Annotated in this window: 16 protein-coding genes; 11 read left to right on the plus strand and 5 right to left on the minus strand. The window is 52.5% G+C overall.

What is annotated here, in order from left to right:
• Nucleotides 1–76 precede the first annotated feature (76 nt).
• Complete coding sequence (locus H5P27_RS13105; RefSeq protein ID WP_185660850.1) at nucleotides 77–388, minus strand: hypothetical protein; 312 nt, start codon at nucleotides 386–388, stop codon at nucleotides 77–79.
• Between the two features lie 13 nt (nucleotides 389–401).
• A complete protein-coding gene (locus tag H5P27_RS13110) occupies nucleotides 402–1,094 on the minus strand; it encodes a hypothetical protein (RefSeq protein ID WP_185660851.1) in 693 nt (230 codons plus the stop codon).
• Nucleotides 1,095–1,238: 144 nt separating this feature from the next.
• Between H5P27_RS13110 and H5P27_RS13115 the strand changes: the two genes are divergently transcribed.
• The 5 genes from H5P27_RS13115 (at nucleotide 1,239) to H5P27_RS13135 (ending at nucleotide 7,982) form a co-directional block, all read left to right on the plus strand.
• Complete coding sequence (locus H5P27_RS13115; RefSeq protein ID WP_185660852.1) at nucleotides 1,239–2,264, plus strand: NAD-dependent epimerase/dehydratase family protein; 1,026 nt, start codon at nucleotides 1,239–1,241, stop codon at nucleotides 2,262–2,264.
• Nucleotides 2,265–2,274: 10 nt separating this feature from the next.
• Entirely contained in the window at nucleotides 2,275–2,763 is a 489-nt protein-coding gene (gene sixA / locus H5P27_RS13120) for a phosphohistidine phosphatase SixA (RefSeq protein ID WP_185660853.1), read from the plus strand.
• A 10-nt stretch (nucleotides 2,764–2,773) separates the two neighbouring features.
• Nucleotides 2,774–3,691, plus strand: a complete 918-nt coding sequence (locus H5P27_RS13125; RefSeq protein WP_185660854.1) for an SDR family oxidoreductase — start codon at nucleotides 2,774–2,776, stop codon at nucleotides 3,689–3,691.
• Nucleotides 3,692–3,771: 80 nt separating this feature from the next.
• Complete coding sequence (locus H5P27_RS13130; protein ID WP_185660855.1) at nucleotides 3,772–4,473, plus strand: lipoate--protein ligase family protein; 702 nt, start codon at nucleotides 3,772–3,774, stop codon at nucleotides 4,471–4,473.
• A 296-nt stretch (nucleotides 4,474–4,769) separates the two neighbouring features.
• Nucleotides 4,770–7,982: a DEAD/DEAH box helicase gene (locus H5P27_RS13135; RefSeq protein WP_185660856.1), complete on the plus strand. Its 3,213-nt coding sequence runs from the start codon at nucleotides 4,770–4,772 to the stop codon at nucleotides 7,980–7,982.
• Between the two features lie 17 nt (nucleotides 7,983–7,999).
• Here H5P27_RS13135 and H5P27_RS13140 read toward each other — a convergent pair whose 3' ends face one another.
• Both H5P27_RS13140 and H5P27_RS13145 read right to left on the minus strand, forming a co-directional pair.
• On the minus strand, nucleotides 8,000–8,284 hold the full coding sequence (locus H5P27_RS13140; RefSeq protein ID WP_185660857.1) for a hypothetical protein: 285 nt from the start codon (nucleotides 8,282–8,284) through the stop codon (nucleotides 8,000–8,002).
• A 125-nt stretch (nucleotides 8,285–8,409) separates the two neighbouring features.
• Nucleotides 8,410–11,238: a M16 family metallopeptidase gene (locus H5P27_RS13145; RefSeq protein WP_185660858.1), complete on the minus strand. Its 2,829-nt coding sequence runs from the start codon at nucleotides 11,236–11,238 to the stop codon at nucleotides 8,410–8,412.
• 118 nt (nucleotides 11,239–11,356) lie between these two features.
• Here H5P27_RS13145 and H5P27_RS13150 point away from each other — a divergent pair, with 118 nt between their 5' ends.
• The 3 genes from H5P27_RS13150 to H5P27_RS13160 all read left to right on the plus strand — a co-directional run bounded on the left by H5P27_RS13150 (nucleotide 11,357) and on the right by H5P27_RS13160 (nucleotide 15,512).
• Nucleotides 11,357–12,604, plus strand: a complete 1,248-nt coding sequence (locus H5P27_RS13150; RefSeq protein ID WP_185660859.1) for a CobW family GTP-binding protein — start codon at nucleotides 11,357–11,359, stop codon at nucleotides 12,602–12,604.
• 458 nt (nucleotides 12,605–13,062) lie between these two features.
• Nucleotides 13,063–13,599: a YfiR family protein gene (locus tag H5P27_RS13155; RefSeq protein ID WP_185660860.1), complete on the plus strand. Its 537-nt coding sequence runs from the start codon at nucleotides 13,063–13,065 to the stop codon at nucleotides 13,597–13,599.
• Nucleotides 13,599–15,512 carry a response regulator gene (locus H5P27_RS13160; RefSeq protein ID WP_185660861.1) on the plus strand — a complete coding sequence of 638 codons (1,914 nt, stop codon included), beginning with the start codon at nucleotides 13,599–13,601 and terminating at the stop codon, nucleotides 15,510–15,512. The genes H5P27_RS13155 and H5P27_RS13160 overlap by 1 nt, the downstream gene beginning before the upstream one ends.
• A 1-nt stretch (nucleotide 15,513) precedes the next feature.
• Here the strand turns inward: H5P27_RS13160 and H5P27_RS13165 are convergent, their stop codons facing one another.
• Nucleotides 15,514–17,604, minus strand: a complete 2,091-nt coding sequence (locus H5P27_RS13165) for a TonB-dependent receptor plug domain-containing protein (protein ID WP_185660862.1) — start codon at nucleotides 17,602–17,604, stop codon at nucleotides 15,514–15,516.
• Nucleotides 17,605–17,842: 238 nt separating this feature from the next.
• On the opposite strand from H5P27_RS13165, the gene H5P27_RS13170 reads away from it, so the two are divergent.
• From H5P27_RS13170 to H5P27_RS13180, 3 genes are all read left to right on the plus strand, one after another.
• On the plus strand, nucleotides 17,843–19,282 hold the full coding sequence (locus H5P27_RS13170) for an esterase/lipase family protein (RefSeq protein ID WP_185660863.1): 1,440 nt from the start codon (nucleotides 17,843–17,845) through the stop codon (nucleotides 19,280–19,282).
• Between the two features lie 259 nt (nucleotides 19,283–19,541).
• Nucleotides 19,542–20,135, plus strand: a complete 594-nt coding sequence (locus H5P27_RS13175; protein WP_185660864.1) for a hypothetical protein — start codon at nucleotides 19,542–19,544, stop codon at nucleotides 20,133–20,135.
• A 191-nt stretch (nucleotides 20,136–20,326) separates the two neighbouring features.
• Nucleotides 20,327–21,187 carry a hypothetical protein gene (locus H5P27_RS13180; protein WP_185660865.1) on the plus strand — a complete coding sequence of 287 codons (861 nt, stop codon included), beginning with the start codon at nucleotides 20,327–20,329 and terminating at the stop codon, nucleotides 21,185–21,187.
• Nucleotides 21,188–21,207 lie beyond the last annotated feature (20 nt).

Raw genomic sequence — 21,207 nt, forward strand, 5'->3', positions numbered from 1 at the left:
GGATTAATTGGACCTCGTACACTTGGTCATCCCCGCCAGAAGACAACCCTCAATCCCGCTACTATCCGACGCCTAGCTACCGTTTGTCACGCCAACTCCCCGCTCGCTTGGCATTTCGTCGCTGCTTCATGAATACGGGAAGCAATCGCTCTTCCATGTAGGCGAAAGCGGCTTGCAGGCCCTCCGTTTCGTAGACGATCCCGATATCCGCCTCCACCTGAGTTGGTTGTCCAAAGGAGGAGAGAAACTGGTTGCAAGTCATGGCCTTAAACACGGCCGACCGCTCCGTTTGGGGAATATCTGTTTGTCGCAATATCCACTCCCGCGCGTAGAGGGCCAGAACTGCGTCCCCGACCCAAGCCTTTGTTCTCTTTTCCGATTCTTCCATTTAAAAACCTTACTTACTCTAGGAGCCCGTCCATGCCGGCCGCTTCAAAAACATGCTGGCCGATCTGCTCGAAAGCAGCCAACAAAGCCGAGGCGCAAGCGAGTTTTCCATAACGAACCTCTAGCACCACTCCATCTACAAAAACCTCGCCCGCTACTCCGTCTAATCGGACCACACAGCTGGAGCAATCGGACGGATAATCGACCTTGGCCTCACCGCTTTCGTCGTCCTCAACCGCGTCGATCACTGCCTCCACCGATACCTGACCCGACAAGCCGCAACGGAGCCGATCGAAGCGGGATCCCACTGCAGCGTTGAAGGGAGCCGATTCCAAAAGGTCACGACTCGCTACATTTTGCACCGAAGTTTCCACGATGTAGTCAGACGGGTCCTCTTCATCCAACTCGTAGCGCAATTCGAGTACGAAGTCTTTGGTTTCGAGACGGGCAAAACCATTGCCCACGTCCAGCGAGATTTCCCGTCGCTTGTAAGCAAATTGCTCGCGGGCACGCTGGAAAAGTTCCTCTGCCTCCTCCGCCAGCTCCGCTTCGCACAGTTTCTCGAGAAAGGCCTGGGTCGCTCCGCAGACCCGATCTGGCACCGTATGACGTTTCTTGTCGAACGCTTCCAGCCGGCGGACCTCCCCTCGGATCCGTCCCACTATCGCCAGCGAACTGACACTACCTTTCGAGCCACCTTGCTTCATCAAAACCGTGAGGGCTTGCTATGAAACCTCCCAGCCTACGCAACCCATTTCCTTAACCCAGCTCTGCCTCCAAAGCCCCGAGCTGAAAATCTGTGGCAGTTTCCCCTTTCCCCCTGCCCATCCGCTCTCCAATCTCCTGCCTCAATGCCAATCCCACCTGAACCTCCCAACTTACCTCCCCGCCCGGTGCTCGTGACCGGGGTAAGCGGATTCGTCGGTCAAAAATTAGCTCAGCGACTCTTAGCCCAGGGTTGCAAAATAACCGGTATCTGTCGGCGGTCACGCCCGGATCTGGAACGCCTCGGCATCGAGATGATCTATGCCGACTTGTCGGACGCCTCGACGATTCGAGCCGCCTGCGAAGGCAAGGACACCGTCTTTCATGTTGCCGCCAAAGTGGGCATTTGGGGAAAATACGAAGATTTTCAGAAAGCAAATGTCGAAGGCACCCAAGCCATCATAAATGGCTGCCGGGATTTCGGAGTTAAAAAGCTAGTCTACACCTCGACCCCGTCCGTGGTTTTCAACGGAAAAGATATCTCCGGCGAAGACGAGAGCCTCCCCTACGGCGAGTCCATTCCTTGCCCCTACCCAACCACCAAGGTGATCTCGGAAAAAGCAGTGCTGGCCGCTCACGATCTGCCACCCGGTCATCTCAAGACAGTCGCTCTTCGCCCACACCTTATCTGGGGAAATGGCGATCCCAATCTCGTCCCACGAGTCCTCGACCGAGCGAAAGCGGGCAGATTAAGAATCGTGGGCGACGGAAAAAACCGGGTCGACCTCACCCACGTAGACAATGTAGTGGACGCTCACCTCCTGGCTGAAATCGCCCTAGATCGAGAGGAGAACAATCCGGGTGGCAAAGCCTACTTCATCTCCAACGACGAGCCAGTCGAACTCTGGCCTTGGATAAACCAACTACTGAAAGACCACGGCGTTAATCCACTTGAAAAGCGAATCAGCCTTTCCGCAGCCTACCGCTTGGGAAGAGTAATGGAGGCGATCTGGAAACTCTTTGGGATAAAGGGAGAGCCGCCCATGACTCGTTTCGTGGCCAGCGAACTGGCCAAGGATCATTGGTTCGATATCTCGGCAGCCAAGCGCGACCTTGGCTACCAGCCTCGCGTTTCCATGGAAGCAGGCATGAAAGCTTACCTGGCCAACTAGCTCGCGACCGATGCAACAAACGATCTACATTGCTCGCCATGCACACGCGTTGGACGAAGCCCCGAGCGACGCCCTACGCCCTTTGAGCGAAAAGGGACACAAACAGTGCGCTCGACTGGTCCAAGGCCTGAGGAAAACTAGCCTCCTATCGGTATCTGAAGTCTGGCACAGTGGATACCTGCGAGCCGAGCAAACGGCCAGCGCCCTAGCCAACGGACTGGGACTTCCCCTGCCACACCTGCAAAAGGACGGCCTCACCCCCTACGACCACCCTCGAAGCATCGCGGAGAAGATCAACCAGACACACGAAAACTTCCTCCTCGCCGGACACGAGCCAAACCTCTCGCACCTTGCCTCTCTGCTTCTATCCGGCCGCGACGACTTTCAGGCCGTCATCTTCCCCAAAGCATCCATTCTCTGCTTAAGCCGAATGAAGGTGGGCTCTCAAGCAACCCCTTGGCAAATCGAGTGGCATCTTAACCACAAACACTACAAGTAGCGTTCGACTTATGAAGATCCTTCTCACCGGCGCATCTGGCCTATTAGGAGCATCCTTTGCCGCGGCTGCCCAGCGCCGAGGTCACCACGTCGTGGGCATCGTCGGAGCATACTCAGGCAAAATTCCCGGAGTCGCTCTAACCAAGACGCTGGACTTAACCCAGCTCGATCAGTTGGAAGCCTTCGCCCTGGAGCTGTTTCCCGACGCCATCGTCAACTGTGCCGCGATTTCAGAGCCCAAGGATTGTGAAGCGGACCCGCAAGGCTCTCGCCTGCTAAATGTGGCCTTGCCAGAAAAACTCGCCCTGCTCTCACGGCACCTTTTTGCCACCTTAATCCACATTTCCTCCGAGCAGGTATTCGACGGGACACAAGAGCTATACTTCCGCGACTCTCCTACGTCCCCAACCAACGAATACGCACGCCAAAAAAGGGAATCGGAAGAAGCGGTGCATTCCATTTGCGCCGAATTCGCCACCACGCTGCGACTTCCCCTCCTTATGGGCAACAGCCTTGGCAGGGATCGCAGCATGCATGAGAGACTTTTCGCCGCCTGGTCCCAAGGCCAACAGACGCCACTCTTCACGGATGAAATCCGCCAGCCGTGCCACGTCGAAAACATCGCCTCGGTCATGGTGGAGCTTTGCGAACGCTCGGACCTCAAGGGCGTTTATCACTGGGCTGGAGAAAAGAGCCTTTCCCGTTTCGAAATGGGTCAGCGAATCGTGAGGCATTTCGGATTGCCGGAAGACTTGATCATCGCCGCACAACGCGGGGACGACCCAAGATTCGCCCACCGGCAAGCCCGACTGGTCTTCGACCTCACTCCCCTTGCCAGTAAACTGAAAACCCAACCACCCTGTTTCTCCGACCAACTCGATACCTTGATCGTCCCCAGGAACGCTCAGGCTTGGTACCATTCCATCTGAGAAAAGCCTTCCAATTGTCGCGGCTGTGCCGACCCAAGCATTGACCTGACAGAAGTTTGCACAACTGTAGCTGCAAACAAATGGCGCACTCCTTTCACATCCTTCCCGACAACACTGGTTCAGCCGCCCAGCACATGGCATTCGATTCCTTGCTTCTGCAACGCTACCAGCCCGCAGACGCCATTCGTTTTCGCCACTACGAGTGGGTGCGCAACGCCTACACCTTCGGACTGAGCCAGCGCTATTCCTACATCACCTCCGAAGTCTCAGATCATAGCGCCGAGATCGTAAGACGCCCCACTGGAGGCGGTCTTGTAGACCATACCGCCGATTGGACCTACACCCTCGTCATCCCCTCCAGCCACCCCTTTTCAAAAGGCCAACCGGTCGATAGCTATCGAGACGTACATCAGTGCATGATCGATGCTCTGGCCCTGCAAGGCGTCGAAGCTGAATTTAATCTCACTCCTCCAAGCCAGTCTACACCAAGCGTTTGCTTCAACAAGGCTGAGCTCTACGACGTCGTTTTGACGAACCTTCCCAGCAAAGTCGCTGGCGCCGCGCAAAAGCGATCCAAGGCGGGCTATATGCTGCAGGGCTCTATCTGGAAACCGCTAGCCAGCAGAGTAGACTGGGAGCAGTTCGCTACAGACTTCACGGCCTCTCTGGCCAAACTTCTGAATGCTGAGATTGAATACGTGAGCTCTCCCTCCTGGAACCCCGAGGAGGAAGACGCTCTTGCCGACCAATTTGATTCCGAAAATTGGAATCAACGCCGGTAAAGGTTACCATACCGTAGTAGCCGCTCGGATACAGAGACTCTTAATTGAGCTAAACAACTCCTTTAGCCAATCCGAAGCCCACTCGCACAGAGCGAGAAAATCTCCCGCTCCCAGACACTCGGGCCGAGTAAAACTCCCGTAAAACGCCCTCGAGCGTCAGGAAAGGTTTCCGCCTAAGGTGGAGGGATTCTGACAGGAAACGCTATCTACAATCTGGCGCTGTACACATAGGGCTGGACTCCGAAGCATAAAAATGGACCCTTGGCATCCTCTCCGTGATTCGGAATCCTCCCTCTATGGCTCCAGACGAAAGCAGTTCTTGGAAATCAAAGCTCGAAGAAAGCCTTGGCCGCTCCTTCACTTCTGGCGAAAGGCAACAGCTGAACGCCATCAGCGAGCTCGCTGAAGAATTCGAGTGGAGAGAGGCTCTCTACGCGAAAGATTTAGAAGCCTTCGATCCTGAAATAAAACTTAAGGTTCAGGATCCCACCAAACCTATTAGTGACGGCATCTGGGTCGAGAAGCCGGAAACTGAGCTGGAGATCCTTCAGTACGTAGCCTTCTTGCTGCAGCGTTACGAGTCACCGGTTCCAACATTTCTGTCGTCTCTGGTGGATACCACCGAAATCGAACAAGCCCTCATACAACGGGCTCGCCTGAAGGAAACCAGACTTTGGAAAAATCGCTTGGGAAACTTATCCCAGCGAAAATATGTCACCCCAGCCTCCACTTTGGAGATACGCCTCAAGCTCTACGGAAAGGCTCTCAAATGGGAGGGCCGCCACGCGGATGACGCCCCCTACCAAACCATTACCGCCAAGGATTTCGGACAATGGCTTTCGAGGGATTACGGTTTCCTAGAGCGCTTTGCTCCCCATAGCCTTACCCTTTGCGCTCTCTTCCAAGAGTATTACAAATCTACGCAGCGAGCTCGCATCGATCTAGACCGACCCGAGGATTGCTCCTTTCTCAATACGCTCCTCCACCACCCGATCACTCGGGAGCAAATCGTAGGCTCAAACAACAAGCCTTTCGAAGTATCCGAACTATCATTACGATGGACCGGCGTGCAAAACGGAATCGGAGACGATGGTTGCTACGTCCTGCAACTTGAACTCGACGACGGTGCCCCGGCCCCGTTTCCCTTGATCTACTTGGCTGGAGAAAAGCCGCTCTATCTTTGCGGGGACACGCTCTACTATGGGCCTCCCTTACTTCGCCCCAATGAGCGACCCAACAAGCTATTTACCATCCCTGCCCCGGCCCTCGAAGCGCCAGAGGGGCTTCTCTTTCTGAGAAACCACGGCTTGCCGCTGCCAGCCAGCGTGGGAGAAGGCATCGTCTGCATCCCGATGCAAGCTCGCCTCTATTGCCAAGTCAGAAAGAACGAAGGCGAATGGAGCAAAAAGACATTTCTCGATTGCCGACTCTACTCCGTTTCCCCCGATCAGGAATTCTGGTTTTGCCTCACGAGTGATGGCTGGAAGCCCGCAGGCAATCCGGAAACAAAAAGCGATCCGACTTCTCCTCCCGAAAAAACACTCTTTGAACATCCTCCCAGCGACTACGTTCCCGAAGTCTTGGAAGCCTTCGAATTAGAAGAAGACGAGGATGAGGAGGGCCTCTGGGCCCGCACCATCGAACCGGGATTCGCTAGAGAATTCATAAGTTGGATACACGAAATCCCAGACGATATACAACTCGTTCCCGACGATGAGCTCGACACCCTAGTCGACGGACGTCCCGCAGGAAGATACGCTCTTGGCGTCTCCCAAGACGACAACACGGATTGGTTTAACCTGAAGCTCAACCCGCAATTTTCCGACACTACGCTCACCGAGGAGGAGCAAAAGATAGTCATGCGGGCCCGCGGAGAATACACCTACATTCCCGGAAAAGGATGGAAGCGATTCGAGAGCGAAGTCGTCGATAGCGACAAACAGCTTCTCGACTCCATGGGGATTAATTTCGACGAAGCCGGCAGCGGGCAGCATTCATTGCATACCCTGCAATTGGCGGATGAAAAGCTGGAGGAAACCGCATTTGATGAAATGCGCGATTCCATTCGCAAACGCTCCAAAGAGCTCACCGCCAAAACCGCTACCGCGGTACCCAAAGGCATCAATTCCGAACTCCGCCCCTACCAAGTCGAGGGTTTCAAGTTTTTGGCCTATCTGGCCCATAATAACTTCGGCGGCGTACTAGCCGACGACATGGGTCTGGGTAAAACCCTGCAAACCTTGACCTTTCTCACTTGGCTTAAGCTAAACCGTCCCGCAGACGAACCCTTTGCCTGCCTCGTGGTTTGTCCGAAATCGGTCATGCATGTGTGGCAGAAGGAAGTGGAAATCCATTCTAGCCTGCTGAAAATCTCGATCTTCGACTCCGAGGTTCATACGGCCGCAGGATGGCAATTGGATGGCTCCGATATCCTGGTAGCGAACTACTCGCAGATGCGGATACGCAAGGATATCTTCCACAACATAAATTGGACCGTCACCATTCTGGACGAAGCCCAATACATAAAAAATCCGAGCTCGCAGACCGCAAAGGTCGCTCGGGAACTGAAGTCCGAACACCGTATCGCTCTCACGGGTACACCCGTCGAAAACAAAGCAACTGACCTTTGGTCCATTTTTTCCTACGCCCTGCCCGGCTTGCTGGGTAGCAAGTCGTCCTTCTCGAAGCACTACAAAGAGAATGACCCACAGACCCCTGCCCGCCTTGCCTCCCGCGTGAGCCACTTCATGATTCGTAGGAGCAAAAAACAAGTGGCCACGGATCTCCCGGACCGTATCGAAGAATCCCTGGTTTGCCAAATGGAAGGCGAGCAAAAGGATCTCTACCTCGCGGAATTGAAGCTCACCCAAGAGAAAGTCCTCGGGATAGACAGCAAATCAGCCTTCGCCAAGGAGCGTTTCAACATCCTCGCTTCCCTATTACGACTACGCCAAATCTGCTGCCACCCAGCATTGATTAGTAGCGAATACAAATCAGTGAAAAGCGCCAAGCTCGAGGGCCTCCTTGATCTCGTTTCCGAGCTGCAAGAGGAGGGACACAAGGTACTCATCTTCTCCCAATTCGTGGAGATGCTGAAAATCATCGCCGAAGCCCTGGACGGAATTGGCTGCAAACACCTAACGCTTACCGGACAAACTCGAGATCGGGAGCAGTTGGTTGACCAGTTCCAAAACGACGACTCGATCACCGCATTTCTGCTTTCCCTCAGAGCGGCGGGTTCCGGTCTCAATCTTACCTCTGCGAGCTATGTCGTCCTGTACGATCCTTGGTGGAACCCTGCTGTCGAGGCTCAGGCAATCGACCGAACCCACCGTATCGGCCAAAAGAATACCGTAAACGCTTACCGCCTCATCGCGAAGGATTCAGTGGAGCAGAAGATCCAAAGTCTTCAGCTGAGAAAAGAAACCTTAGCGAACGAAATTGTCCGAGAAGAAGCCCTTTCCGATATCCTAGACTTGGATAATCTGAAACACGTCCTCAGCCAGTAGGACCTCAGCGTTGAGCCTCAATCCTCGTCGCGATAATCAGCCATCAACTCGCTGATGTAGGACTTGCTGCGCTCTCTTTCCCGGTAAGTGTCCAAGCTACTTTCGGAGCCACGCGTGATCAAATAGTCAGGCGGTGTCTGACCATAAAAGCTCCACAGTGCCAAAGCGATTAAGCGAGGTAGGTAACAGCTTATGCCTACCAAGTCTTCCCCCACTCTTAGTTTTTCGGTGTGGGAGAGGTTTCGTAGCCCCACCCATTCAATCTTTTTGGCGAGGTCTCTGGCAGTAGTCGTATCGGTCATCAAACGGTGGGAATGTGGGGAAGGAAATCGAGCGAAAATGCTTCCCATACCATAGCGCAAAAGAGCCGAACGTCACACCCTATCGAAATATAAGGAGACGCCTTAGACGTCTTGCCAAGAAACCCCTACTCCGCGTACTCGGGACGCAAATACGCGACCAAGAGGTTGTTCATATCGAAATACTTCCGAGCTGCATCTCGAGCCGCCAGCGGATCAAAGGAACGTACCATTTCCTCGAAACTGAGGATTTCAGAAAAGTCCCTGCCTTCTGCAGACATACCTAACAAATTGCGAAGCCAGAATCCGTTATCTTTCACGCCACGCTCGTGCTCACGGATGTGAAGTTCCTTCACCTTTTGCACGTTTTCCGCGCGGGGGCCATTCTCCTGAAGCGACAAGATCTCCATCAGACCCAACCTGACGAGAGTCTCTGCGTTTCCTGGATCGCAGGTAAATCCAAATCCAGTCGAATAAGAACCAGCGGGTAAGCGGCCCAGCGCTCCAAACACGCTCACTCCATAGACTCCTCCGTTATCTTCGCGCAGCACCTCGCGCATGCGAATGTTCAGGAGCCCGCGGGCAAAGGCCAAGGCATAGCGTTCTTCTGGAGACCATTCCGCCTCTCCATTGAAATACACTCTGGCAGAAGTCTTTTCTTCTAAGCCCTTCTTGATGTCGACCGACAAGCGACCGGATTTTGGCCGGTCCCCCAGATCGCGAGCTTTCTCAGGCTCTTTATCCCGTGTCGGCAAGCTGGCTAGGTAGGTCTTCACCTGCTCGCGAAAGGAATCGAGCTCGATGGAACCCACAAATACAAAAACGAAATCTCCCGCGTTCTGGAATCTATCCTTGAATATCTCCAAGGATAGACGGGCATCCATTTCGTCCAGCCTATCTAAATCCAAAGGCTGATGGCGGGGATGATCCCCGTAGAACGCCTCTTCGATTGCATCCTGAAAGACCGCTCCGGGCGACTTGCTTCGATTCGCCACCACCTCAGACAAGCGATTCTTGATGGATTCGTAGGCTTTAGGCAAATCCGCTTCGTTCGGCTGTGTGATCTGCAGATAGACTAACTTGAAAAACTCTTCCAAATCCTGAGGGGAGCTCGACCCACCAAGAGTCTCCGTGTTGGAGCCAATTCCAGGCGAAAGCCGCACAGCCTTACCCGCTAGCTTTTTTTCGAGCTGTATGGTGCTGAAGGGTCCGATTCCAGCCTCGCCCAACAGCATCGTGGCAGTCATGGCGGGCACGTATTCATCGTCCGCCACCATGCTATACCCTCCCTCGCTGTAGGCCGACATGAGAACTTGGTCGTTCTTGAACGAGGTTGGCTTCACAATTACGCGAGCCCCATTGGATAGCGTCCAATCGTAAACATCCACATCCTCGTGGTAGATTTCCGCGACAATGTCTCCCGGTTCCGGAATCTCCTTAAGCAAGGGCTCATCCGAAACATCGTCCACATACTCTCCCAAATCCTTGGTCCAGCCTTCTTCAAAAATCGCGAGCAACTCTTCCTCGGACGGCAGATCGTAGCCTTCCGCCTCGGGAGCAGTAAACAAGATCACTCGATTGTGGTGGTTTCGAAACGCTTCACCTACCTCGTTCACTTCATCAACATCCAACCCAGTCAAAAACGCCCGCGTCATGTCGCGTTCCAAGGCGATCCCGGGAATCGGCTCATCCACCGTAAACGCTCGGGTATACTCAGCCGCAAAAACCGAGGAAGGCGTATTTTCGCGCTCTTCATAGGCGCGATCCATCCGACGAATCATATCCGCCGTCACGCGAGACAGCTCGCCTTCGCTGAAGCCCGTTTCGCTCGCTCTTGCCACTTCCGCAGCAAGGTACTGCAACCCTTCTTCCACTTTGCCCTGCATGAGGTTGGCCGACATCACGTAAGCTCGTTTCTCCCTTCCGAGTCCCGTACTGCCGACGCTCGCGCTGATGTAAGGCGGAGTCGCCTCGAGGGTACGCTCTCCCAGTCTTCGATTAAGCAAGGAAAAGTAGATTCGCTCAATCAAGTGACGACGGTAGTCGGTTGCCGTTTCGTCGCCATCCTTGTCTAGTTTCAAATAAACGACCGCGGACATGCTAGTGATCTCCGGATCAGAAATGATGGAAGATAGCGTCTGATCGTGGTCTGGGACTTCGTAATTCAGTCTCTCGGGGGCATCCTCAGGATTTTCCAATCGGGAAAAACGAGAGATAATCTGACGCTCCATTTCGTCCCCATCAAAATCTCCCACCGCGATCACCGCCATGAGGTCTGGACGGTACCATTTCTCGTAAAAGTCGACGAACCTCTCCGCCGGAGCATTCTGCACGACAAACATTGAACCGATCGGAAGCCGCTTCGCGTAGCGGGAGTTGAAGTAGACGAGCGGATATTGCTGGTCCCTGATCCGCTGCGACGCTCCTTGCCCAGACCGCCACTCCTCAACGATGACTCCTCTTTCCGCTTCGATCTCGAAAGGGTCTAGCGAGATGGCATCCGCCCAATCTTCGAGGATCAGGAAGGCCTTGTCCTTCACTTCCTCGTCATCCCAAGGCACTTCGAGTTTATAGATTGTTTGGTCGAAGGAAGTGCTGGCATTGAGGTGCTGGCCAAATCGCATCCCAATCGATTCCAGAAAGTTAACGAGCTCCTGCTTCTCAAAATGCTTGGTACCATTGAAGGCCATGTGCTCCAGGAAGTGAGCGATACCTCTTTGGTCGTCTTCTTCCTGCAGGGAACCGGCATTCACCACGAGTCGCAAGGAGACTCGATTTTCCGGTTCCGAATTCTCTCGGATGTAATACCGGAGGCCGTTTGCCAATTCTCCAACCCGGACATCCGGATCCACTGGCAAGGGTGAATTTAAGTCGAAGTCCTCGGGCAGCTGCGCCTTGGCTGCCGTGAGCAGAGCGATGAAAAGGGAGAAGAATACGAGTGGTTTGAAAAACGACATCAGCAATTTAAAGGGGATAATCAAACAACCCTTGTGCTAGAAAACAGATTTAGCAATTCGTTCCTCCCAAGGAACAAAACCTTCCCTTTCCTGCCGCCGGTCCTAAAAACAGATCCTCATGCCTGAAACTTCGCCCAGTCTGTCCGTCACCATTCTTTCCGGCTTCCTCGGAGCAGGAAAGACCACCCTGCTGAATCACCTGCTCCTAAACGCCGACGGCGAACGTATCGCAGTCATCGTCAACGATATCGGCGAAGTGAATATAGACGCATCCCTGATCCAAAGCGAAGTTCGCAGCCTGGAGAGCGGCTCACAAAGCGAGGTGGTCGAGCTGACCGGTGGTTGCATTTGCTGCACCATTCAAGGCGATCTCGCCCTAGCAGTCATGGATCTCGCCCAAAAAGGAAATATCGACCACATCGTGATCGAGTCCACTGGCGTCGCCGAGCCCACCCAAATCGTACACACCTTCCTAACACCGGGCCCCAACGGCAAATCACTGGAGGAAGTGGTTCAAATCGACAGCCTGGTCACGGTCATCGACTCCGCCTTTTTCCTAAAAGAATGGAAGGCGAATCAAGCGAAAGGGGCCAATCGCGAACTTCTTCGCCAACAGGATGAGCGGCCTGTTTTTGAATTGGTCGTAGAGCAAATCGAATGCGCCGACCTCCTCGTCATCAACAAGATGGATATGGTCAGCGACCAAGAACGCTCGGAAATCCGCATCATCTTGGACGAACTCAATCGACGCGCCACTAAACACGAATGTGAAAATGGCCAATTGGCCAACCAAGCAATCCTTCACAACCATTCCTTCGATTTGGATAAAACCTTGTCGGGCGCAAGTTGGCTCCAAAGCCTCAACAAACAAGACCAGGACTCCGGCCCCGCAGATCCCGTGGAAGACGCCCGCCCCGTCACCTTCCGCAAACTCTCCGCACCGGTGAGTTCCCTTATTCAACCGAGCATCTCGAAGGCCCTAGATCCCATCAATAAAGCCAAGCAGGGTCTCGTCACCCTCGTTTACCGAGCTCGACGCCCCTTCAGCGCCGACAAGTTCGCACACATTATCAACAACTCGATTCCCGGTCTCCTCCGAGCCAAGGGTTACGCTTGGATCGATGGAAACGACGCCCAAGTCGGCTTCCTCTCTATCGCCGGATCCACGACACGTTGCGACTTCATCGGAAGCTGGTGGGTTACTGCGCTCGAAAAAGGAAACATCGATCGCTCCCAAATACCTGCCGAGGTGGAACAAAAATGGGAATCTCCACACGGAGACCGACGGCAGGAGCTCGTATTCATCGGTTTCAAGTTAGACCGCGATAGACTACAAGCTGAACTTGACGCCTGCCTCGTCGACTAGCTCCAGTATCCTTCGTATCTGCATAGGCGATACTCAGTTATCCGCTAAGTGTAAAAAAATCTTGATACGGCAGCCAGTCCCCTCGCCGCGGAAACCCGCGAAGCAGCTAATACGTAGATTCAGGTATAAAGCACAAATTGAGAATAGGACGAACTGTGAAAGAATTCCCCATCATCTTCATAAGTCGTGATTCCTTAAACCCATAATCTAGAACACGAAGCGAAAACCTAAACTGTTCTCACATCCCAATCCAAATCTTCGAATTCAGCCCAAAAAAAACGCTCGCGATTCCCTCAGTTTAGCCACTGATTCGAATGAACGAACGAGGCTGCTGCCTGTTTACCTAGCCTCGCTCGAAGACAATAGAATGTCTCCCAATCCAACAACATTTAATAACTCTCGCTCTTTGTCTGAGGTAACACTCTCGCGGTCGCATTGTATTCACTCGACCTAACTAGATGAAGCGCTTCTGCCAAGGTATCCAAGTCGCCATGCTCGTAGCAGCCCTGTGGGCTTGCTTCGCAGCTTCGGCGTCCCCAGTGCCCAAGGCAAAAGTGGAAGCTGCCATTACTTTGCAGCTCTTAAGCTTCACCGAGTGGTCTGATCAAAAAAGCGGTCCGCGAGTAATCGGTGTCTTCGAATCGTCCGAAGCGATGACGGAATTCCAAATCGCTGTCGAAAGCGAACAGTACATAGATAAGTTCGAGGTCGTGGCTCTCAGTTCAACCACACCCAGCGATCTGATTCAGAGCTGCGACGCTATCTTCTTCGATAAGCCACAAGACACCGCCCTTCCCAGACTCATTAGGAAAATTGAAGGTCAATCTATCGTCCTAATTGGTACTTTCGACCAATTCCTCGAGCAAGGCGGGCTAGTTAACCTGGTTCAAAACCAGCGAAAGCTCAGCTTCGAAATCAACATGGCGAACTCAAAGCAACGCAACATAGCCTACCGGGCGAAGTTGCTAAAACTGGCTACAAGGATCGTAAACTGATGGTAAGAGAAATTCCTGAAAGATCGACTCTAGCCCGTATTTATCGGCAGCTCTCCATTCGCAAGAAACTGGTCTTGCTGATAACAAGCGTCGCAGGTTTCGTAACTATATTCTCGATACTTTTCTCGTTCATCGTGGAGTACAACCTCTTCAAAGAACGCTTGCTGGAAGAGTACCAAGTAACAACTCGCATGACTGCCTCGAATTTGGCTGTAGCGGTTGCTTTCAACGATCCCCTCGATGCGGATGATGTCCTTTCGGTACTGTCCGTGCAGAGCCATATCGAATCCGCCGCCATCTACAAACCCGACGGTAGCCTATTTACTTCCTACCAAAACTCGACTCCTAAACGCCAACCTAGCCTAGCAGACTTTGAGTCGACGGTGGGCTTCTATGATCACGCCCTCGTGGTGAAAGAGCCCATCGAATTCAACGAAAGCACCGCCGCATTCCTCGTCCTAAAGGCAGACCTTGGCGAACTGAGAGCCTTCCAACTCGGTAGAAGCTGGGTGTTTGTGATCATCATCGCTCTATCTCTATCTGCTGCTGTTTTCCTAGCGACAACTGTCGGCAATCATGTAGCCAAACCAATCATACAGCTTGCGGCGACCACCCGAAGAATAACCGAAGATCACGACGTATCGACTCGGCAGGTAAAGACGAGCTACGACGAAACGGGGCAACTAGTCGATGCCTTCAACGAAATGATGGAGGAAATCGAAAAGCGGTCGGACGCACTCGTGCACGCGAAAGAAAAAGCCGAAGCATCCAGCCGAGCAAAAGACGACTTCCTTTCAGTTATTAGCCATGAACTCCGCACTCCATTGAATCCTATTATTGGATACGTGGAGATACTTCTTCGCAACGCTCATGAAGGAGAAAACCGGAGACAGTTAGGACTCATAAAACAATACTCCGAACACCTCCAGGGATTGATAGACCGTGTCATCGATTTCAGCCTCTTCGAAAGAGGTGAAGTTAGCCTGACTCCAGAACCCGTTAACTACCAAAGACTCTGTGCGAACGCGGTATCGCTGCTCGAGACTCAAGCGAGCGAAAAACAAATCCAACTTCTCTACCAACACGAAACAGACCGACCCGACTCGGTTCTATTGGACACACTATCCCTTGATCGAGTTAAGCTTCAGCAGGTTGTACTAAATCTGCTAGCCAACGCTCTCAAATTCACAGAGGAGGGATCAATAACTCTGAAAACTGCTCTTTTCTGCGATCAGGCGGATCAAACGATCCTACGTATCGAAGTGGTCGATACCGGCATAGGCATTGCCACTCAGGATAGAGATACCGTATTCAAGCCATTCTCGCAAATCGACGTCAGCCTAACCCGGCAATACAGCGGCATGGGGCTTGGATTGGCCATAACTCAGAGGATCGTGGAGGCCATGGGAGGAAAGATCGACTTCGATAGCGAGAAAGATGAAGGATCAACGTTCTGGCTGGAGATCCCAGTGACTCCAACAAGCGAGCAGGATACCGACCCCAGTCTAGCCCCATCGATCATCGAAAACGAAAGCGAGGACAAGGGAAGAGTCCTTCTAGTCGACGACCAGCTAGTCAATCTAGAGCTAGGTGAATCGATGCTTGAAAGTACCGGCCACCAAGTGGTCCGAGCCCAAAGTGGTTTCGAAGCCATCGAGCTTGCTAAGGCTGAGCGTTTCAACCTGATCATACTAGACATCAAGATGCCTCGAATGAATGGGTACGAAACCGCTAGAGCTCTACGAAAGATAGACAACGTGGGAGCTACCACTCCTATCATCGCCATGACAGCTCATGTAACGTCACGCGGTAACGAGGAATGCCTAGAGGCAGGCATGAATGATGCGCTTACGAAGCCATTCAACACGGAGCGCCTAAACTTCATCCTGAGCAAGTGGCTCAGGTCCGGCTAAGCTAAAACTTGACTCCCGCCGTAACAAAAACGCCGCGAGCATGCCCGATGTTTCCTCGGTTTAGCAGCAACCCATTGATCGGGTTATTGGGGTAACGTATTTCTTCATCGAATACGTTCGTAAGCTGAAAATCCAGATAAACGTTTTCCCAAACGTTGTCCCAGCGTAAATTCAAATCACTCACAAAGTAAGCGTCTACTGGTTCGCCAAAGTAGCCGCCATCAAGCAGGGGCGAGGTGTTTTCTTCAAGATTGTAGAAGGAAAGCATACCTCCAACATACCGACTCAATATCGATGCAGAAAAATCTCCGTCGCGATAGGAGAATTTCGCATGCCCCACAAAATCCGGCGAATAGCTCAATTGATTATCCGGAGTCTGAGCGTCTTTCGAATCTTGCAGAGTAACGCCGATCTCGCCTCTCAGCCGTTCCGAGAAACTCGCCCGAACCAACAGTTCCACGCCATTTGTATCCACATTTCCGCCACCTAGCAGATCATAGTCGATCATGCCATTATCGCGAAGATGCAAGGTCTGAATTAGCAAGTCGCTAAGGCTATTCCTAAATACGCTGGCACTAACCATTAAGGTTTCTCTAGCCCAAGTGTAATTGGCTTCGATCGTTCTAGAATGCTCAGACTTGAATTCAGCGCCATTGAAGCTGGGTATCTTGATCGCGTCCCCCATCATCAATTTGAAGACTTGAGTTTCATCCGGCTGATAAATGAGTGAAACACGTGGCGTCCCATTCCTAAAGACCCCCTTTCGCCCTCCAGGAAGAGGTGTTCCGTCTATCGGTTCATTCACAAAAACATAGCGATCGTATTCTCCCATCTCCTCTAGACGATATCCGGCCACCAAACTCCACGCCTCCGAAAAATCGTAATTCGCTTGAGCAAAAAGTGACCCTAGGTGTCGTTGGTCTATCACTACCGACTCATTTAAGATCCCCACCGCTGGAATATGGGTGAACTCCAGAAAATCCGATAGCTCCTGTAGATTTAGCCCTGCTAAAAAACGCAATTGGTCCGCCGCATCGTAGGTCAGAAGCGATTCAATTTCCCAATTTTCAAATTCGCGGGTATTGTAGCCTTCGAATCCCACGAAGAGAGCATCGAAATCCTCTGTCGTTTCGTGGGTAAGATAGGTCAACTTGGTATCAAGGCTGTAATCGCCAAAATTAAGATTCGCCCCTATCGCGATACGAGCGTTAAGGCTATCTCGCATATTGCCTTCGTCGACCGCAGGATATCCGGTGAACGACTCGACCGTCGCGTCATTGACCGTGTAGTCTAGGTAAAGATTTTTCCACGCCCCCGATACTTGAAAGTATTTACTGCTTTGCTCCAAACGCCCCTCTAAGCTCGAATTACCCTCCTCGACGCCAAACGCGGGTAGCAAGGCGACACGGTCGGATCCTACCATGTCCAGTAGATCGTAGTCATACCCGTCGTTCTCAGAGTAGCCTGCATTTACGATGATGTGAAAGTCCTCTCCAAATTCTGAGATGCGAGCCGCAAGGCGGCGAGCTCCGTTCGAGCCGGTAGAAAAACTGAGCTGGTCGTCGTTGAAAGAGTCGTTCGTGATGATGTTGATGGCCCCGAAGAAAGCGCCATTCCCATAGATGACGCTGTTGGGACCCCGCGAAACTTCGATCCGGTCGATCGCTTCAACCGGAACGCCAAGCCCTTCCATCGGTGTCGCCAGCAAATCGGGCCGCATCTGGGGGACTCCGTTGACCAGAATCGCCATACTACTGTTTTGCGAACGGCCATTCCAGTAGCCACGCACTCCGAAATTTCCGCTAACCCCCGTGTAATTATCGATGTTGTAGAACCCAGGTACGTTTTCGAAAATTTCCGTAAGGCTCGAGTAGCCGAATGTCTCTATATCGTCTCGACTGACCAAGTAGATGCTGGCGGGCGTATCGCGAATCGCTTCCGGTACCTTGCCGGGAGTGGTGACCTCGATCTCCATCAACTCATCGAGGGAAAGCGAAACCACATCGATTTCGGCCGCGCCTAAGCTGGAAGCGAGAAATCCAGAAAGAAGAAAGGCTTTGGAAGACAACACAGTGGGGAGATTGACATTCATCCGTAGAAATCGGGTCAGCGATTGTGCAAAAGAGTACCGAACTTAAAGGCATTTCAAGAGCAGGTTTCCATTTGCAGCCTATCATTAGGTACCAACCGCGCAGGAAACACCATTTATTCCTAGAAAAACTACTAAGCTCAGGTATTCTCCAACTCGAACAACCTTTGGACGAACCTGTTTCCACTTGTACGTTAAGAAGCCGGTACGCCACCTACTCACACCAATCCCCGCTCCCCATATGGAACCTATCCTTCTCATCCACGGATACTCGTCCGAGGGCTCCGACAACACCGCCGAAGACATATACGGAACCCTGCCCCAAGAACTCAGAAAGCACTTCGGAACCGAAACGCTCGATATCAACCTGAGCCGTTGGATTTCCCTCAGCGACGGCATTACGCTGGACGATGTAAGTTTCGCCATGGAACGGGCCCTGCAAGCCCATGCAAGCAAACTGACCGAAGGCTTTCATGTGGTAATACACAGTACCGGAGCCTTGGTACTTCGCAATTGGATCAAGCTCTTTAGCCCTAAGCCATGCCCGATTAAAAACGTCGTACACCTAGCGGGCGCGAACTTTGGAAGCGGCTTGGCGCACATCGGACGAGGCCAGATGGCCAGATGGGCTCGCTTCTTTCAAGGCACCGGCCGCGGCGTGCAGATCTTGGACGAGCTCGAATTTGGCTCCAGCAAGACACTCGACCTGCATTCCCATTTCATCGACGAAGGAAACGACATGTATCGGGACTACCAAGTGCAGGAGTTTTGCATCATCGGCTCCCAGACCCTTCCCGCGATGAGACACCTCCCCATCCGTTACATAAAAGAGGATTCATCGGACAATACCGTCAGAACCTCTGCGGGTAATCTTAATTACAACTTCCTTCGTGTAGCTCCCACGGACGAGGCTTTCGAACTGGATGCGGACGAAGTCGCAGAACTGGTGGGACAAAGACAAGCCGATGAGATTTTGGATACCTCCCCGATCTACCAATTCGACTTGAGCGATATCGCTTCGGAGAGGCAGGCTGTCCCCTTCTCGGTAGCCTTCGAAACCGCTCACTTCGGCGACGATATCGGGATCGTGACCGGTAGCGACAATCGGGACCAAATCGTTCCCCTCGTGAAGCGTGCCATTGCTACGCCCTACAACGAAGACGCCTACGCCGAGACCGCTGTAGCCTTCGAAAAAGCGAAGAAATCTACCTTCGAAAAAGCGGGCAAGCTCAGGGGCAGCACCTTCGACTGGAACAAGCAGGAACAATACGAAGGCCACGCCCAGCTGATATTTCGCTTGAGGGACCAATTCGGCACGCCTGTCAAAGATTTCGATATCACAATCAAATCCACCCCGCCGGGTACCAACAAAAACAAGTTGGAAAGGATGATTGAAGACAAGCACCTCAACAAGTGCACTCGCGGCATCATTACCTTCTACCTGCGAACTCAAAAGTTCGAAAAAGACTCCAAGACTTGGACTGATTTATTGGATAAGGTACCGACAACCCATTTGGAGATAACAGCTCACGAGGACAATTCGGACGATATCACCTTCGCGCCGCTGAGCATAAAACTAACGCCAACCAAAATCAGGGCCCTAATCCAAACCTTTCGAACTACCATCATAGACGTCACTCTCTTGAGACTGCCGAGCTCGAAGGTATTCAGCGTATCCTAGGCGAATTCAGGGCTAGTAAGCTAATTCGCTACGAATAGGAACTTAATCGTAGCCGGCGTTTCATACGCTCCTTTTCCTTACTGTCGGGTAGTGGTAGCTTGCTTTCGTATCCAGCCGTAAGGGCTTAAATTGTCGCTCGCCAAGCCATTCATTCGGCGCGATTCCTGTTTAATCCAACTCGCTCGTTCCTGACACCAAGGAACGATAGCACAATCGCCTAATAAAAAACGCTCCCGCGGGAGCAGCCAACTTAGCGAAAGTGAAAACGTTTAAATCCACCTTCAACTGTTACTTGATCCTCTGCCTTTGCACCATCGCGGCAGCCTTTTTCCTGCTCGGCTACGAAGGGCTGCAAACTCAAAGGGAGCAAATAAGCAAGGCCCTCGGCATGCCGCCCGAGTACTTCTGGATCCTAGGTAGCGTGATCACACTGGTCATACTTAGCCTGTTGCTATCCGCGTTGCACGCTAGGTTGACCAAGCCAATCAAAGACCTTTGCAACCAGTGCAAACTCGGCCTAGTTACCGAAACATTTGCGAGCAAGCAATTTAGCGAAGTAAAAACCATTCGGGAGTACATTCGCCTCACCCAAGACCGAGCGGAAACGCGGGCGGGACAGATCGAAAAGATGGAGACCGAACTCTTCTCCACCCGGAAGGAACGCGACCGAAGCTTCCGAAAAGTTGAGGAGTTTGAAGACCTTGTGGCCAGCTACGTGCGGATCAGAGCCGAGCTAAACATCGACAATTCCAGCTTACGTCGAGAGAACCAGCGCCTAAACGAGCAAATCGATGCGTTGCGGCGAAAGGAGTTCGGAACATCGAGCGCTAAACGTTTACATAGCCTCGACTAAAAGACATCTCAGCTTCCAAGGCATAGTAGTCGGCGGAGAAGCTAAGGCAAAAAAAGTTCGTTGCTAGAGGAAATCCCTAGTACAACATCCATGGACTGAGGGGCTACCGATGGCCCCGATTTTGCTTTACCTCGAATTCCCTTCAACTACCAAGGACGCCACGTGGAACCACCTAGGAGATCTTCTTATCCGTGAAAGATTCTAAGACTATACTCAACCGGCAAGTCGCTCTCAGCCTGCTATTTCAGATACTAATCGTCGCTCTCCTGGCTCTTCCCCAGCTCGACGAGTATCGTCAGCAATTGGCGGAAATCACCAAGCTCCCGACCTCCGCTTTCTGGATTCCACTACTGGGAATACTTTTACTCGGCAACTTTCTGATTCTCAGCCGGATCGGCACTAGCTTAGTCGAGCCGCTCGAAGAATTAGTGGATCAAACCCGTATGGGCGCCGCGACAATCGCCTTCCACAAAAAGAGCAAAAATGCGGAAGAAGACCACCTGAAGCATTTCATCGAATCCCAATCCCTGCGTACCGCAGATATGGAGCAGGAGATCGTTCGAATGGAGAACGAAGTGGACCGAATTTCGGAACTGGCGAAAACCTCGCCTGAAGAGATCGACGCTCTCCGCATGGAAATTGCGAACCTTCAATCCGCGAAAGAAGATAGCGACTCGCAGATCTTGAAAGAGCAAACCAATGCGGCAGGGCTCGAAAAAGAGCTAATCGCAATTCGTCGAGAGCTGAAAATGCGCAATCGGGAACTCGAGACCGTGCGCAATGAAAGCGCCGCTTTGGCGAAAGAGACCGCGGAGGACGGAAGGCCTATGTCAGTCGTTCTCGCGGAAAAGCTAAAGACTCCACTCAATGTTATTCGCAACTTAGCAGGCAGACTCTCCCAGTCATGGGAAGATACGCCACCGTCTCAAATACGAGACGGCTTGGAAGAGATCAGCAAGCAGTCCGAAGAGCAATTCGCGGTGCTCAAGAAATACGTGGGTAGCGTAGATCTCGAAACAGAAGAAACCGAGGAGCCTAAGCAAACCGCTTGAGCGACTATATTCGCGGCAGA

Source organism: Pelagicoccus albus (assembly GCF_014230145.1).
Taxonomy (GTDB): Bacteria; Verrucomicrobiota; Verrucomicrobiia; order Opitutales; family Opitutaceae; genus Pelagicoccus; species Pelagicoccus albus.

What these genes read in the sequence shown, in the direction of transcription:
- H5P27_RS13105 (WP_185660850.1), bottom strand. Translation starts at nt 388, where the DNA reads ATGGAAGAATCGGAAAAGAGAACAAAGGCTTGGGTCGGGGACGCAGTT.
- H5P27_RS13110 (WP_185660851.1), bottom strand. Translation starts at nt 1,094, where the DNA reads ATGAAGCAAGGTGGCTCGAAAGGTAGTGTCAGTTCGCTGGCGATAGTG.
- H5P27_RS13115 (WP_185660852.1), top strand. Translation starts at nt 1,239, where the DNA reads ATGCCAATCCCACCTGAACCTCCCAACTTACCTCCCCGCCCGGTGCTC.
- sixA (WP_185660853.1), top strand. Translation starts at nt 2,275, where the DNA reads ATGCAACAAACGATCTACATTGCTCGCCATGCACACGCGTTGGACGAA.
- H5P27_RS13125 (WP_185660854.1), top strand. Translation starts at nt 2,774, where the DNA reads ATGAAGATCCTTCTCACCGGCGCATCTGGCCTATTAGGAGCATCCTTT.
- H5P27_RS13130 (WP_185660855.1), top strand. Translation starts at nt 3,772, where the DNA reads ATGGCGCACTCCTTTCACATCCTTCCCGACAACACTGGTTCAGCCGCC.
- H5P27_RS13135 (WP_185660856.1), top strand. Translation starts at nt 4,770, where the DNA reads ATGGCTCCAGACGAAAGCAGTTCTTGGAAATCAAAGCTCGAAGAAAGC.
- H5P27_RS13140 (WP_185660857.1), bottom strand. Translation starts at nt 8,284, where the DNA reads ATGACCGATACGACTACTGCCAGAGACCTCGCCAAAAAGATTGAATGG.
- H5P27_RS13145 (WP_185660858.1), bottom strand. Translation starts at nt 11,238, where the DNA reads ATGTCGTTTTTCAAACCACTCGTATTCTTCTCCCTTTTCATCGCTCTG.
- H5P27_RS13150 (WP_185660859.1), top strand. Translation starts at nt 11,357, where the DNA reads ATGCCTGAAACTTCGCCCAGTCTGTCCGTCACCATTCTTTCCGGCTTC.
- H5P27_RS13155 (WP_185660860.1), top strand. Translation starts at nt 13,063, where the DNA reads ATGAAGCGCTTCTGCCAAGGTATCCAAGTCGCCATGCTCGTAGCAGCC.
- H5P27_RS13160 (WP_185660861.1), top strand. Translation starts at nt 13,599, where the DNA reads ATGGTAAGAGAAATTCCTGAAAGATCGACTCTAGCCCGTATTTATCGG.
- H5P27_RS13165 (WP_185660862.1), bottom strand. Translation starts at nt 17,604, where the DNA reads ATGAATGTCAATCTCCCCACTGTGTTGTCTTCCAAAGCCTTTCTTCTT.
- H5P27_RS13170 (WP_185660863.1), top strand. Translation starts at nt 17,843, where the DNA reads ATGGAACCTATCCTTCTCATCCACGGATACTCGTCCGAGGGCTCCGAC.